Here is a 13,320-nt window from a genome sequence, read left to right as displayed (position 1 = left end):
CGGGACGGGCCGCGCATCCGCTCCGTGCTCCCGTTACTCCAACCGGTGACGATCCGGATGTCCGTACCGCCCGGACGGCGGGCAGCGGCTGTCCGCCGTCCGGGAGCCTCCGGACGTCCGCGGGTGCCCGCGGGTGCCCGTTTCAGATCAGTTCGGTGAGATCCGCGATCGAGTCGACGACGCGGGACGGCCGGAAGGGGTAGCGGTCGATCTCGTCGGGCCTGGTCAGCCCGGTGAGCACCAGGAACGTCTCCATGCCCGCCTCCAGCCCGGCGAGGACGTCGGTGTCCATCCGGTCGCCGATCATCGCGCTGGTCTCGGAGTGGGCGCCGATGACGTTGAGGCCGGCTCGCATCATCAGCGGGTTGGGCTTGCCGACGAAGTAGGGCTCGCGGCCGGTCGCCTTGGTGATCAGCGCGGCGACGGAGCCGGTGGCGGGCAGGGCGCCCTCGGCGGACGGACCCGTCTCGTCGGGGTTGGTGGCGATGAACCGGGCACCGGCGTTGATCAGCCGGATCGCCTTCGTCAGCGCCTCGAAGGAGTACGTCCGCGTCTCGCCCAGCACGACGTAGTCGGGATCCGCGTCGGTGAGGACGTAGCCGATGTCGTGCAGCGCGGTGGTCAGCCCGGCCTCGCCGATGACGTACGCGGTGCCGCCCGGCCGCTGGTCGTCCAGGAACTGGGCGGTGGCCAGGGCGGAGGTCCAGATGTTGCCGACGGGCACGTCGAGGCCGATGCGCTGGAGGCGGGCGTGCAGGTCGCGCGGGGTGTAGATGGAGTTGTTGGTGAGCACCAGGAAGGGCTTCCCGGAGTCCCGGAGCCGGGAGATGAAGGTGTCCGCCCCCGGGACCGGGACGCCTTCGTGCATCAGCACACCGTCCATGTCGGTGAGCCAGGACTCGATGGGCTTGCGCTCTGCCACTGCGGAACTCCTGCCATGCTGGGCGGCCCGTCGCCGGGCCCGCGGGCCCCTCGCCGGATCGGGGACGAACCGGACCGGCGGGGCTCGCCCGCCGGCCGGCACCTCCCAGCCTAGTCAGCCCGCGGTGACGGCCCTCGGGCCGCCGGGGGCTCGCCCCGGCGCCGCATCCGGCGGGCCCACACCAGCAGCCCCGCGCCGCCGGCGAGGCAGACCCCGGCGGCGGTGCCGAGCACGGGGACGGCGTGCGAGCCGCCGGTGGCGGCGAGGACCGGCGGGGCGGGGTCGCGTCCCGGCACCGGGACGGCGTGCGGCGTGGGGCCCGGCCTGACGGGTACGGGGGCGGGGGCCGCGGCGGAGGCGACGGTGAAGGTGTAGTCGCCGGACTCCCCCACCCAGGCGCCGTCCGCGCCGCGCCGCTGGACCGCGGTGACGTTCGCGGTGACCGGCCCGTCCGGGGCCGCGTCGGTGAAACCGAGCCGCAGCGGGACGACGACCGCCCGGCGGGCCGGGACGGTGAAGCCCCGGAAACCGGACGGGCCGCCGTCGAAGACGCCGACGTTCTCGGCCTCCTCGGTCCGTTCGAACCGCACCGGCCGCCAGCGGGCCCCGTCCTTGTCGTAGAACTCCAGGTGGATGTGGTCGGGCCGGAGCGCCCGCTTGGCGTCGGCCAGGACGGCGACGGGGTGCACGTCCCGGCAGTCCTCGCCCGTGACGTTGCGGAGCTCCAGCTCCCAGGCGGGCGCGGTGGCGCCGCGCTCGTAGACGTCCGGGCCGCCGGCGAGCCGGGAGACGATCGGGAACTCGGTGCGGCCCGCCTCTCCGCACCCCGGCCGGTCGCCGCGGTGGGCACGGTGAGCGACAGTCGCGAGGGACGGGGTGCCGGCCGCCGCGGGCCCGGCGGGGCCGAGGGCGAGCGCCGGCAGGACGAGCGCGGCGGTCACGGTGATCGGCAGCGCGCGGGACAACGGCATCGGGGAACCTTTACGGCTGGGGACTCCGGCACTCCGGCCGGTAACTCCGGTCGGCCGGGAGCATCCCCGCCGCGCGCCGGATGGCGAAGGACACGACGGACATGTCCCCCGGCCGGCGGCGTACTTCCGCCCGTTGGGACGAGGGCCGGCTCACCCGGACGGGGTGCGGGGGCGGCGCGGGGGCCGTTCGGTCAGTCAGGCGCAGAGGACGTAGAGGGTCACCTTGCGGGCGCGGTTGTTGCCCGGGATCGGCTCGGTGGTGATCGTCCAGCCGCGGCGGTCGTCCGTCGGCTGAGAGGTGGACACGAAGTTGTGCGGGTCGTGCACCTGCGCGCCCCCGCTGTGCGCGTGCTCGCGCCCCGGGCAGAGGAGGGTGTGGGTGGCGGCCTTGCCCGCCGGGTCGTGGTAGGTCCGGCTGATCCCGTGTGGGGCGGCCGTGACGGGAGCGACGGCGCTGAACAGCAGGGCGGCGACGAGGGCGGGGAGGAGGGCGGCGGTTCTCATGGGGGTTCCCTTCCGGGGGACGACACGGAATGCGGACATCACGTGAGGAACAACGCGATGAGCCGGTAAGGGTGCATTCCGTTCCCCCGGAGGGGTGACCGGCGTCGGGCGGCCGGGAACTTCCGGCCGTCCGACGCCGGTCACCCCTCACACCCCGAAGAGGGGCGCGAGGACCAGCTCGGCCGCGCCTCCGACGACCACCCGCGCCCCCTCGGGGACGACGTCGACCGGGACCGCGCCGCCGAGCACGTCCCGGACCCCGTCCACGTAGGCCGTGGGCCGGGCGAGCACCGCGCCGCCGCCCAGCAGGACGCTGTCGATGTCCAGCAGGCGGACGAGGTTGAGCGCGCCGATGCCGAGGAGCCGGGCCGCTCGTGCGGTGTCGCCCGCGGTGACGGCGGCGAGGCAGAGCGCTTCGAGGCAGCCGCGGTCCCCGCAGGCGCAGAGGGGGCCGTCGACCTGGACGACCTGGTGCCCGAACTCGCCCGCGCCCGTGCGCGGCCCGCGGTGGACGCCGCCGTCGAGGACGAGCCCGGCGCCGAGGCCGGTGCCCAGGTGGAGGTAGGCGAAGGAGCCGGTGGCGCGGGGGGTGCGGAGGGCGAGGCCGAGGGCGGCGGCGTTGGTGTCCTTGTCGACGACGACGGGCAGCCCGAGGCGTTCGCCCAGCGCGTCGCGCAGCGGGAAGCCGTCCCAGCGGGGGAAGCCGGTGACCCGGTGCAGCACACCGCTGCGGTGGTCGAGGGGCCCGGGGACGGCGACGCCAGCGCCGAGCACGTCGCCGGTCGCGTGGTCGGCGAGCAGCGCGGTCACGGCACCGGCCACCGCGTCCAGTACGGCTTCGGCCCCGGCCCCGAAGTCGAGCGGCGCGGTACGGGTGGCGGTCTCGGTGCCGGTGAGGTCGACGAGGGTGACGGTGAGGGCGTCCCGGTCGAGGTGCACCCCCACGGCATGGGCCGCGCCGGGGACCAGCCGCAGGGCCGTCGCCGGCTTGCCCCCGGTGGAGGCGCGGCGGCCCGCCTCGGCGGCCAGGCCCGTGTCCCGCAGCCTGCTCGTGATCTTGCTGACCGCCTGCGGGGTCAGCCCCGCGCGGGTGGCCAGCTCGGCCCGGCTGGCACCGGCCGGGCCGGCGCAGCGCAGCAGCCCGAGGACGACGGCGGTGTTGTGGTCGCGCAGCGCGGCCAGGTTGGCTCCGGGATCGGTCCTGTTCACGGAACCATTGTCGTGGGCGCTTGCGCTTTTGCAACAGTGTTGCCAAAGTGGCGGGCATGGACGGCATCACCGACACCCCCCTCCGCGTCGGCCTGATCGGCTACGGCGTCGCGGGGTCGTTCTTCCACGCCCCGCTGATCGCCGCCACCGAGGGCCTGGCCCTCGACACGGTCGTCACCGCCAACCCGGAGCGGCAGCGGCAGGTCGCCACCGAGCACCCCGGCACCCGGACCGCCGCCGGCCCCGACGAGCTCTTCGACCGCGCCGCCGAACTCGATCTGATCGTCGTCGCCTCCCCCAACCGCACCCACGTACCGCTGGCCCGCCGCGCCCTGGAGGCCGGACTGCCGGTCGTCGTCGACAAGCCCCTCTCCGCCACCGCCGCCGAGGCGGAGGAGCTGGGCGCACTGGCCGAGCGGCGCGGACTGCTGCTCAGCGTCTTCCAGAACCGCCGCTGGGACAACGACTTCCGCACCGTCCGCTCCCTGGTCGGCGACGGCAGCCTCGGCCGCGTCCTGCGCTTCGAGTCCCGCTTCGAGCGGTGGCGCCCGCACCTCAAGGGCGGCTGGCGCGAGTCCGGCGACCCGGCCGAACTGGGCGGCCTCCTCTACGATCTCGGCAGCCACCTGGTCGACCAGGCGCTGACCCTCTTCGGACCTGTCGTCACCGTCTACGCGGAAGCGGACGTCCGCCGCCCCGGCGCCGAGGCTGACGACGACACCTTCATCGCCCTCCGCCACGCCGACGGCGTCCGCTCCCACCTCTGGATGAGCGCCACCACCGCCCAACTCGGCCCCCGCTTCCGCGTGCTGGGCAGCGACGGCGGCTACGTCAAGTACGGCCTCGACCCGCAGGAGGCCGCCCTCCGCGAGGGCCTCCGCCCGGACGACGGCACCCCCTGGGGCGTCGAGCCCCGCTCCCTCTGGGGCCGGCTCGGCGAGGGCGAGTCCCCGCTGACCGGCGGCGGCGAGCCCGTACCCACCCTCCCCGGCGACTACCCCGCCTACTACGCGGCCGTTGTCGAGGCCCTCCGCACCGGCGGCCGCCCACCGGTCACCGCCGGGGAGGCAGCGGCGACGCTGCGCGTCCTGGAGGCGGCGAGGACGTCGGCGACGGAGGGCCGCACGGTCACGCTCTGACCGTGGGACGTGGGGCGTGGGACGTGGATGTGGGATGTGGGCCGCCGGTCGTGATCGAACGGGCGCGCGCCCGGGTTTTCGCAGGTCGATTCCCCTTCCGTACCCCGCTCCGGCTCCCGGCCGGACTGGATGCTGCAATGACGCCATGACGGATCCCGCCTCCCCCGACGCGGCCGGCCTCCCCGCCGTGGAGACCCTGGACGGCCCGGCGGCGGTCCGGGCCGTGGACGCCTTCCGCCTGGTCTACGCCGAGGCGTTCGCCGAACCCCCGTACGGCGAGACGGAAGCGGACGTCGCCCTGACCTTCGACCGCTTCCGCGCGGAGGCCGCGCATCCCGCGTTCCGCGCGGCCCTCGCCCGTACAGCGACGGGCGAACCCGCCGGCATGGCACTGGGCACGACCCTCGACCTGCGGTCCGGCTGGTGGGACCCGTACGTCGCCCCAGCCGACCGGCACCGGACCTTCTGCCTACTGGAGTTGGCCGTCCGCGCCCCCCACCGCCGCCGCGGCCTCGCCCGCCGACTCCACGACGCCCTGCTCCGCACCACGGACGCGGACCGCTCCCTCCTCACCGTCCACCACGCCGCGACCCCCGCCCGGGCCGCGTACCACTCCTGGGGCTACCGCACGATCGCCGAGGCCGACCCCTGGGGCAACGGCGTCCATGCGGTCATGTCGCTGGAGCGCAGGCGGTGATGGGTACTGGGTAGTGAGTGCCCGTTAGTCCCCACCTCCTGGAGGTAGCGGCCCCGGTGGCAGAGGGCCTGGTGGTCGTACCGCCCCGTATTCCGTGAACCGGCATGTCCCGCAGGCGCGGCAGCGGTCCGCGCCGCCGTGCGATTCCCATCCCGCCGCGTGCCGGCAGTGCCGCATGAGGCGGCCGGTGGTGGTGTGTGTCTTCGCCGTTCCCGTGCTCGTTCCCCTGCTCATCGCCGCTCCTCGCCTTCGCGCCCGCAGTGCTCCGTCACCCAGTGGGTCAGCACCGCCGCCTTCGCGTTCCCCGACACCACCCTGTCGCCACCGGCCACGGCGACCCGCCTCGCCGCCTCCAGCTCCGCGCACCGGCCGCAGCCGGTCTGGTACGGCCGCAGCCCCGCCGCATTGCGCTCCTCGCGTGTCGCCAACCGCAGTACGGACGGCGGCACTTCCCACTCCAGCCCGCCGCCCGGCCTGCGGACCTGCACGCGATCCCCGACGGCGCCGATCACTTGGACCAGCCGGTCCTCCCGCACGTCGACGACGTAGGTGCCGGTTCTGTACGTCACGAGCCCCGCCTCCCCCGGTGTCGGGCAACAACCCGCCTGTGCAGGTTGCCCGTTGCGCTCTTGCACCATCAGTCTGCGCCAGCCGGACAAGGAATAGCCTTCCAAATTGGAGTATTCACCCTTCCGAGTGATCAACCCGCACATTGAGGCGACGCGCCCGCCCCGCGCAGCACGCTGGACCCGAACGCTTAAGGGGAGAAGCAGCACATGGCACACGCGTCCCGCCGAACAGCCCGCCGCCGCAGGCTCGGCACCATCCTCAGAGAGGCCCGCGAGGCGGCGGGCGTCACCGCCACCGACGCCGCCCAGGCGATCCACACCGACAACACGAAGATCAGCCGCATCGAGACGGGCCGCCATCGCGTGACCCGCCTGGAGCTGGAGACGCTCTTCGCTCTGTACGACGTCGCCGACGTGAAGATGCGGAAGTGGCTGATCGCGCTCGCCGCCGAGGGAAATCAGCGCACCTGGTGGCGGGGGCACAGCAGCAGACTCAACGCGGACTTCAAGGAATTGCTGACCCATGAGTCGGATGCCGCGCGCATCACCGCGTTCCAGTCCCAGCTCGTCCCCGGCCTACTGCAGACTCGGGATTACGCCACGGCGGTCATCCGCGACGTGTCCTCGCACCTCAGCGACGCGGACGTCGACTTCTTCGTCGATCTCCGTCTCGCGCGGCAGAACGTCCTCCGGCGGAATAATCCGCCTCAATACCTGGCCTTGCTCCAGGAAGGTGCCATTCGCCAGCAGATCGGCGGTCCGACCGTCCTGGCCGACCAGCTCCGGCACCTCCTCGCCGTGAACCGGGAACCCGAGCTGACGATCCAGGTCGTCCCCTTCTACCAATACGGGTGGACCGCCGTCCAAGGGTCGTTCACCGTGTTCTCGTACCCCAAACCCCTTGATCTGGATGTCGTACACATCCCGTACCTCGGCGGCAGCTTGTACTTGGAGGATGATGAGGTGGTCAGGAAATCCTGGCGAACGATCGCCCGCCTGAAGGCGGCCGCCTTGTCGACAGCACAGTCCGCCGAGCTGATGGAGTCCATCGTGCTTGAGCTCGAACAACACAAAGGGGGCGCATAGTGATACGCCCCCACCCCTCGCGGAGCCACTGGCGGAGGTCCTCATACTGCGCCGACGTAGACGAGCAGTGCGTCGAGTTCCGTCCCGTCCCCCACCGCCGAATAGCCGTCCGCGACAGCAAGGCGCGGCCCCGAGGGGCCTGCACCTTCGCGTCGGGCGCCTGGGCGGCGTTCGTGCGGGCCGTCCGGGAGCCGCACGGGCTGAGTTGACGGCCGTCAGGCGGAAGCGGCGGCCTTCGCGGCTCGCCATTCGGGGGCGAGGACCGACCAGACCTCGATGTCGTGCCGCTCGCCCTCGTGGAGGAAGAGTTCGCGCAGCACGCCTTCCTTCGTCATGCCGAGGCGCCGGGCCACGGCGATGCTGGGTTCGTTGGCGGTCGACGCGCGCCATTCGACGCGGTGAAGGCCCCGCTCCTCGACGGCCCAGTCGATGACGTGCCGCACGGCCCGGGTGACCAGACCCCTGCCCGTCGCCGTCGGTTCGAGCCAGCAGCCGATCTCCGCCGTGCCCTGTTCGACGTCCATGAGCCGGATCATGACCGAGCCGACCAGCTTGCCGTGCACGCGGATGCCGTACAGCCGGCCGGTGTCGGTGGCGGTCTTGTCCATGTACGAGCGGAGGTAGGCGCGGGCCGACTCCAGGTCCGTGATCTTGCCCGGCAGCGGGATGAACCGTCCGATGACGTCCCGGCCCCGGTCGATGGAAGCCAGGAACTCCTCGGCGTGCCACGGTTCCAGAGGGACCAGCTCGCCGCCGTTGTCGTCCAGGGGTATCGCGTACATCGTCTCTCTCCACGATCTCGGTCTCGAACCGTCGGGCAGACAACGGATCTTCTCACCGACGGTCCGGGCATGCGGCGAGGGACCTGTCGGCGGCCGAGAGGATGTCGGCGAAGACGCGGGTGATGACCGGCTTGGCGAGGTGGCGGGCGAGGCGGGCGCCACCCGGGACGGGGAGGCCGAAGGTGGTCGTCCAGGTGACGAGGGTGCCCTCCGGGACCTCGGTGAAGGTCATGCGGCCGAGTTCGTGCCGGGCCGGCGGGAAGCTGCGGTCGACGTCGTAGGAGAAGTCGTACGGCGGGTTGTAGGCCGTGACGCGTTCGCGGAACCAGCCGATCAGCCAGGTGTGCAGCCGGACGGCGCCCACCCCGTACGGCGCGCCGGCGCCCGGGCGGGCCAGGCGCGCCTTGAGGACGAACGGGGAGCGGGTGTAGTTGGTGGTCGTGGCGCACCACTCGAAGACGTCGGTGATCGGGGCCGCGATGACGCGTCGTACCGTCACGGTTTCCATGTCTCGTCCTCTCTCCGGGGCGGGCCGGCCCGGGCAGGGGGCCGGTCGCTGTTGGGACGGGGCACGGGGTCGGGGCGTGACGGATCGGCGAGTGGCCCGCGTCACACGTCTTCTTCCTCCCGTGAGCGGTAGAGGACGGCCAGGGCCAGGCCCGAGCCCAGGAGGACGAGTGAGCCGCCGAGGGCCATGTCACCGCTCATCGGCGGGCCGCGGTGGCCCTGTTCCTGTGCGTCGGCGACGGGACGGGCGGCGGACAAGGGGGCGACGGTGATGGGGAGGCGGGCGCGGAGGTCGGGGTCGGTGGGAAGGGAGGTGGGGGTGGCGGAGCCGAGGGGCCAGGGCGGGGCATCCCGGGCGTCGTCGCCCGGGCCCGCCTCGGTTTCGAGCCGGTCGGCGCCCGCGAGGGGGAAGCCGCCGACGCAGGCGCCCGGGGTGCCCGCCGCGCAGCGGGCCGCGGCGTCCGGGTCGGTGGCGCCGGAGTCGGTGAAGGCGTAGAGGAGCAGGGCGCCGCTGATCGTCGCCGCCACGACCGTCGCGATGGCGGCGACCGCGGCCCGGGCGGTGGGACGGACCCCGAGACGGGCCCGACGGCGAGCCCGATGACGGGCCCGGCGAAGACTGTGCCGCATATCCGAAAATAAGCACATCGCGACCGACCCCCTCGGGCAGCACACGCGCCCGTTCCCCCGAACGCACCCCGCCCGGCCCGTCCGAACGGCCGCCGCGCCTACCCGTCCTTGAGGTGCTGCCGCTGCCGCCCCAGACCGTCGATCGCGAGTTCGACGACGTCTCCGGAGCGGAGGTACGGCTTGGGCTCGGGCCGGCCCAGGGCGACGCCTGCCGGGGTGCCGGTGTTGATGACGTCTCCAGGGTAGAGGGTCATGAACTGGCTGATGTAGCGGACGAGATGAGCGACGGGGAAGATCTGGTCCGCCGTGCTCCCCTCTTGCATCAGCGCGCCGTTGACCCAGGCGCGAATCGTCAGGTTCTGGGGGTCGGGGACGTCGTCGGCGGTGACGAGCCAGGGGCCGAGTGGGTTGAACGTCTCGCAGTTCTTGCCCTTGTCCCACTGGCCGCCGCGTTCGAGCTGGTAGGCGCGTTCGGACAGGTCGTTGCTGATCGTGTAGCCGGCGACGGCGTCCAGCGCCTCTTCGTCCGTGGCCAGGCGGCGGGCCGTACGGCCGATGACGACGGCGAGCTCGGCCTCCCAGTCGGTCTTGAGGCTGCCGGGCGGGACGAGCACGGGGTCGTCCGGGCCGACGACAGTGTCCGGGGCCTTGAGGAAGAGGACGGGCTCGGCGGGGGTGCGGGCGCCGATCTCCGCCACGTGGGCGCGGTAGTTGAGACCCACACAGACGATCTTGCCGATCCGGGCCACCGGCGGGCCGACGCGCAGGTCCGTCGGGTCCAGGGCCGCGAGCACGCGCGCGCCGACGGCCGCCCGGATGTGAGCGAGCAGGGGCCGGTCGCCGAGCAGCCCGCCGTCCACGTCCGGGACGAGCGCGGAGAGGTCGCGCAGCGTGCCCTCCTCGTCCAGCAGCGCGGGGCGTTCGGCCCCCGCCGGGCCGACCCGGAGCAGCTTCATCGGTACGACCCTTCGGTGCTTCGACTGACTCGGTGCAGGATGCACGACCGGTCGATCGTCCAAGATCCCGGGTGCGGTCGGCAAGGGGCGTTTCGGCCTGCGGACGGCGACGACCGGCCTTCGGACGGCCGTCACCGCCCGCCGTTCACCCGGTCGTGGGACGGGGGCGCCGGGGTTCCTGTGCACCTTCGTCGGCCTTCGCAGCGGTCTTCGCCCCGGCCTTGCCGCCGGCCTTCGTGCCGGTCTCCGCACCAGCCTCCGCACCGGTCTCCGTCCGGTAGAGGTACGCCCGTTCCACCGCCGACCACAGCGTCGTCGTCACCACGTACAGGGCGGCGGCGAGCGGCACGACCGCAACGGTGATCAGGGTGGCGAAGGACAGGAACGGCGAGATCCGCGCCACCAGGGCGACGGCCTCGGCGCCCGGGACGGAGGCGTCGGCGCCGGGGAGGGGCGTCTCGGCGGCCGTCCGGCGGGCGCGCCGGAACGTCCAGGTGGCGACGGCGGCCACCACCGCGAACAGGGCGAGGTAGACGAGGCCGTGTGAGCCCAGCGGGCCGCCGTCCGCGAGGGCGCCCGTCCACCGGCCGCCGAGCGGGGCGCCGAACAGGGTGTGGTCGAGGAGGTCACCTCCGGAGCCGGTCGAGAACAGGTGGTACATGACGTAGAAGACGGGCAGTTGGACGAGCATGGGCAGGCAGCCCGCCAGCGGGGACACGCCGGTCTCCGCGTACAGCTCGGCCGTCGCCTGGCGCAGCCGCTCCGGGTCCTTGCCGTGCTTGCGCTTCAGCTCCGCCAGGCGGGGGGCCAGGGCCGCCTTGGCCCGTTCGCCGCGGGCGGCGGAGCGGGACAGCGGGTGCAGGCAGAGCCGGACGGACAGGGTGAGCAGGATGACGGTGACGGCCGTCGCCGAGGCGCCGAAGGCGGGTTCGAGCGCGTCGGCGACGTGGGACAGGAGTGCACCCAGGGGTGCGAAAAAGGACATGGTGGAGCCCTCCACGGGGTCTCGTCGTGCCGGATGTTCGGTACGGCGTGACGAGCCGCGCTGCTCCTGCCCGTCGCGTGCCCCGGGTGGGCGGGGCTTGCACGCGGCGGGGTGGCGGGGAGCGGTTACGCGGCCGTCAGGACGAGACGGCCGGGTGCCCTCGGGCGGCGGCGGCCCCGGGCGTCGGGGTCGCGTTGGGCGAGGAAGGCCGTGCGCAGTTCCCTGTCCCGGATCGCGGTGCGTATTCGGGTGGGGGTCAGCGGGCCCGTGCGGACGGCCGCCACGAGGACGGCGCACAGCGTCAGGGCCGCCGCGACGGCGGTCGTGGAGGCGACGGCGACCGCGCTCATGAGGACGCTCAGCAGCCCGCACTGGGCGAGCAGGAGTTCGGCGCACAGGGCGAGGAACATGCCGATGTGTATGCGGATGACGCGTTTCATCGTGCTCCCCCCTTGGCTCCGGCCTGTCGCTGATACGACCTGGCGGTCTTTCAGTCGTTCCGATAGTAGACGCCCCCACTGACAACGCCGTCGGCAGGACCGTCCGCCCTGGTCAGGGCCCGTCCGCCACGGGCACCCGGCCGGTACCCGGACCGGCGGTCTCCTCCGGGCCCGGGTCCGAGGCCAGTACCTCATCGTCCGGTCGGTCGTCGGCCGGCGTCGGGCCCAGCCACGAGACCGCGAGGGCGACGACGAGGTTCACGCCGAGCGCGAGCGCTCCCGCGTTCACCCCGCCCACCGGGTCGTGCTCGGTGAAGACGAGCGCGCAGACCAGGGCGCCGCCCACGGCCAACCCGCTCAGCGCGCCCCACAGCGTCATCCTCCGCCACACCAGACCCAGCAGGATCATGGGGACGAGCTGGGCCATGCCCTCGTAGGAGATGAGCGAGAGCCGGACCAGGGTGTTGGGCGCGGCGTAGGTGAGGATCAGTGCCAGCGCGCCCGCCACGACCACCACGGTCTGCGCCGCGAACCGCTGCCGGCGCGGCCGGTTGGTGAGTGCGGGCACCGCGCCCAGCACGCTCCGGCCCCACATCGTCCCGATGACCAGCATGAACACCGCCATCGGCACGATCGACGACAGGGCCGCCGCCACCCCGATCACCCCGACCAGCCAGGCCGGCAGCGAGTCGACGACCAGCTTGAACAGGGCCAGGTTGGAGCCGGAACCGGTGAGGCCGGGCACGACGAAGATCGCCGCCATGCCCAGCAGCATGGGGACGAAGAGCAACACGTTGTAGAAGGGCAGCAGGACGGCGTTGCGCCGCAGGGCGTCGGCGCTGCGGGCGCCCAGGTAACCGGCCACCGTGGTGGGGAAGATGACGACGGTGAGGGAGTTGAGGAAGCTGGTGGTCGCGAACCAGGTCGTGCCGAGTCCGCTGCCGCCGTGTCCGCTGAGGGTGAGCCACTCCGGCTTCTCCGCCACCAGGCGGTCGAGGAACGGGCCGTAGCCGTCGAAGTGGTGCAGCGGGACGTAGATCGCGAGGAAGGCGAGGGTGCCGATGACCAGGACGTCCTTCAGCACCGAGACCCATGCGCTGCCGCGCAGGCCGCTGATCACGACGAAGGCGGTGGTGACGGCGAAGGCGATGAAGTAAGCCCAGTTCAGGCTGATGGCGCCGTAGGAGATGGTCGAGACGACCACGCCCATGCCGGTGATCTGGAGCTGGATGTAGGGCAGGAGGCAGACGGTCGCGAGGACGGCGACCAGGGCGCCCAGCCAGGGGCGGTCGTAGCGGTGGGCCACCATGTCGGTGATCGAGACGAGGCCGTGCCGGCGGGCGTACGACCAGAGGGTCGGGCCGACGGTGTAGCCGATCGCGTAGCCGCAGGACAGGTAGGCGATGACGTAGAGGACGGGTGAGCCGAAGTTGTAGCCCCAGCCGGCGGCGCCGAGGTAGCTGAAGCTTGTGTATCCCTCGCCGGCCATCAGGACCCAGATCATCACTGTGCCGAGGCTGCGGCCGCCTACCGACCACTCGGTGATGCCGCCGCCTCTGCCGCGGCCGCGGATGGCGAGGAGGCCGAGGGCGACGGTGAGGACCATGAAGATGCCGAAGATTGTCGTCGCGGTGGTGGCGTTGCCGGCGTTGGCGGCGGTGGTGACGTTGGCGGCGGTAGCGGCGGTGGCGGCGTTCACACTCGGCCTCGCTTGCGGTCGGCGCGGTAGGTGAGCCATACCCCTGCCGGGGTGAGGAGGGTCGCGAGGAGCAGCCAGAAGAAGAGGAAGGGGAGGCCGAGGATGGTGGGGTGGACTCGGTTCACCAAGGGGAGGGCGGCGAGGTAGAGCACGTAGGGGGCTAGGAGCCAGAGGAGGGCGGGACGTTTCTTCAACACGGCGTTGACCCTAAAGGCTGTCCCGTA

Annotated in this window: 18 protein-coding genes; 4 read left to right on the top strand and 14 right to left on the bottom strand. The window is 72.9% G+C overall.

Annotation, left to right across the window (positions count from 1 at the left end):
- Window positions 1-142: 142 nt before the first annotated feature.
- From JNW98_RS07925 to JNW98_RS07910, 4 genes are all read right to left on the bottom strand, one after another.
- The gene (locus tag JNW98_RS07925; RefSeq protein WP_185944270.1) at window positions 143-922 is read right to left on the bottom strand and encodes an HAD-IIA family hydrolase; all 780 of its coding nucleotides are present in this window, start codon (window positions 920-922) and stop codon (window positions 143-145) included.
- Window positions 923-1,032: 110 nt separating this feature from the next.
- On the bottom strand, window positions 1,033-1,893 hold the full coding sequence (locus JNW98_RS07920) for a hypothetical protein (protein WP_223767382.1): 861 nt from the start codon (window positions 1,891-1,893) through the stop codon (window positions 1,033-1,035).
- A gap of 195 nt (window positions 1,894-2,088) precedes the next feature.
- On the bottom strand, window positions 2,089-2,397 hold the full coding sequence (locus JNW98_RS07915; RefSeq protein WP_223767381.1) for a hypothetical protein: 309 nt from the start codon (window positions 2,395-2,397) through the stop codon (window positions 2,089-2,091).
- A gap of 147 nt (window positions 2,398-2,544) precedes the next feature.
- Complete coding sequence (locus tag JNW98_RS07910) at window positions 2,545-3,606, bottom strand: ROK family protein (RefSeq protein WP_223767380.1); 1,062 nt, start codon at window positions 3,604-3,606, stop codon at window positions 2,545-2,547.
- A gap of 56 nt (window positions 3,607-3,662) precedes the next feature.
- Here JNW98_RS07910 and JNW98_RS07905 point away from each other — a divergent pair, with 56 nt between their 5' ends.
- Together JNW98_RS07905 and JNW98_RS07900 are read left to right on the top strand one after the other, a co-directional pair.
- Window positions 3,663-4,745 carry a Gfo/Idh/MocA family oxidoreductase gene (locus JNW98_RS07905; protein ID WP_223767379.1) on the top strand — a complete coding sequence of 361 codons (1,083 nt, stop codon included), beginning with the start codon at window positions 3,663-3,665 and terminating at the stop codon, window positions 4,743-4,745.
- A 145-nt stretch (window positions 4,746-4,890) separates the two neighbouring features.
- Complete coding sequence (locus tag JNW98_RS07900) at window positions 4,891-5,442, top strand: GNAT family N-acetyltransferase (RefSeq protein WP_223767378.1); 552 nt, start codon at window positions 4,891-4,893, stop codon at window positions 5,440-5,442.
- Between the two features lie 24 nt (window positions 5,443-5,466).
- Here JNW98_RS07900 and JNW98_RS36845 read toward each other — a convergent pair whose 3' ends face one another.
- Together JNW98_RS36845 and JNW98_RS07890 are read right to left on the bottom strand one after the other, a co-directional pair.
- The gene (locus JNW98_RS36845) at window positions 5,467-5,619 is read right to left on the bottom strand and encodes a DUF6255 family natural product biosynthesis protein (RefSeq protein ID WP_223767449.1); all 153 of its coding nucleotides are present in this window, start codon (window positions 5,617-5,619) and stop codon (window positions 5,467-5,469) included.
- A 53-nt stretch (window positions 5,620-5,672) separates the two neighbouring features.
- Complete coding sequence (locus tag JNW98_RS07890) at window positions 5,673-6,011, bottom strand: hypothetical protein (RefSeq protein WP_223767377.1); 339 nt, start codon at window positions 6,009-6,011, stop codon at window positions 5,673-5,675.
- Between the two features lie 207 nt (window positions 6,012-6,218).
- Between JNW98_RS07890 and JNW98_RS07885 the strand changes: the two genes are divergently transcribed.
- Both JNW98_RS07885 and JNW98_RS07880 read left to right on the top strand, forming a co-directional pair.
- On the top strand, window positions 6,219-7,097 hold the full coding sequence (locus JNW98_RS07885; protein WP_223767376.1) for a helix-turn-helix domain-containing protein: 879 nt from the start codon (window positions 6,219-6,221) through the stop codon (window positions 7,095-7,097).
- Window positions 7,097-7,306, top strand: a complete 210-nt coding sequence (locus tag JNW98_RS07880) for a DUF397 domain-containing protein (protein ID WP_223767375.1) — start codon at window positions 7,097-7,099, stop codon at window positions 7,304-7,306. The genes JNW98_RS07885 and JNW98_RS07880 overlap by 1 nt, the downstream gene beginning before the upstream one ends.
- Before the next feature lie 6 nt (window positions 7,307-7,312).
- Here JNW98_RS07880 and JNW98_RS07875 read toward each other — a convergent pair whose 3' ends face one another.
- The 8 genes from JNW98_RS07875 to JNW98_RS07840 form a co-directional block, all read right to left on the bottom strand.
- Window positions 7,313-7,879 (bottom strand): GNAT family N-acetyltransferase, encoded by a 567-nt coding sequence (locus tag JNW98_RS07875; RefSeq protein ID WP_223767374.1) that lies wholly within the window; start codon window positions 7,877-7,879, stop codon window positions 7,313-7,315.
- Between the two features lie 52 nt (window positions 7,880-7,931).
- Complete coding sequence (locus tag JNW98_RS07870; RefSeq protein ID WP_223767373.1) at window positions 7,932-8,387, bottom strand: SRPBCC family protein; 456 nt, start codon at window positions 8,385-8,387, stop codon at window positions 7,932-7,934.
- Between the two features lie 101 nt (window positions 8,388-8,488).
- Window positions 8,489-8,914, bottom strand: coding sequence for a hypothetical protein (locus JNW98_RS07865; protein WP_223767372.1), 426 nt, complete (start codon window positions 8,912-8,914; stop codon window positions 8,489-8,491).
- A 200-nt stretch (window positions 8,915-9,114) separates the two neighbouring features.
- Window positions 9,115-9,972 carry a fumarylacetoacetate hydrolase family protein gene (locus tag JNW98_RS07860; RefSeq protein ID WP_223767371.1) on the bottom strand — a complete coding sequence of 286 codons (858 nt, stop codon included), beginning with the start codon at window positions 9,970-9,972 and terminating at the stop codon, window positions 9,115-9,117.
- Window positions 9,973-10,117: 145 nt separating this feature from the next.
- Entirely contained in the window at window positions 10,118-10,957 is an 840-nt protein-coding gene (locus JNW98_RS07855) for a YidC/Oxa1 family membrane protein insertase (RefSeq protein WP_223767370.1), read from the bottom strand.
- 125 nt (window positions 10,958-11,082) lie between these two features.
- The gene (locus tag JNW98_RS07850) at window positions 11,083-11,397 is read right to left on the bottom strand and encodes a DUF6412 domain-containing protein (protein ID WP_223767369.1); all 315 of its coding nucleotides are present in this window, start codon (window positions 11,395-11,397) and stop codon (window positions 11,083-11,085) included.
- 112 nt (window positions 11,398-11,509) lie between these two features.
- Entirely contained in the window at window positions 11,510-13,003 is a 1,494-nt protein-coding gene (locus JNW98_RS07845; RefSeq protein WP_223767448.1) for a sodium:solute symporter family protein, read from the bottom strand.
- 89 nt (window positions 13,004-13,092) lie between these two features.
- Window positions 13,093-13,293: a DUF3311 domain-containing protein gene (locus JNW98_RS07840; protein ID WP_308015519.1), complete on the bottom strand. Its 201-nt coding sequence runs from the start codon at window positions 13,291-13,293 to the stop codon at window positions 13,093-13,095.
- Window positions 13,294-13,320: the final 27 nt, after the last annotated feature.

It is taken from the genome of Streptomyces huiliensis, from assembly GCF_020037025.1.
Taxonomy (GTDB): Bacteria; Actinomycetota; Actinomycetes; order Streptomycetales; family Streptomycetaceae; genus Streptomyces; species Streptomyces huiliensis.
This window is presented reverse-complemented; position numbering and strand designations above follow the sequence as displayed.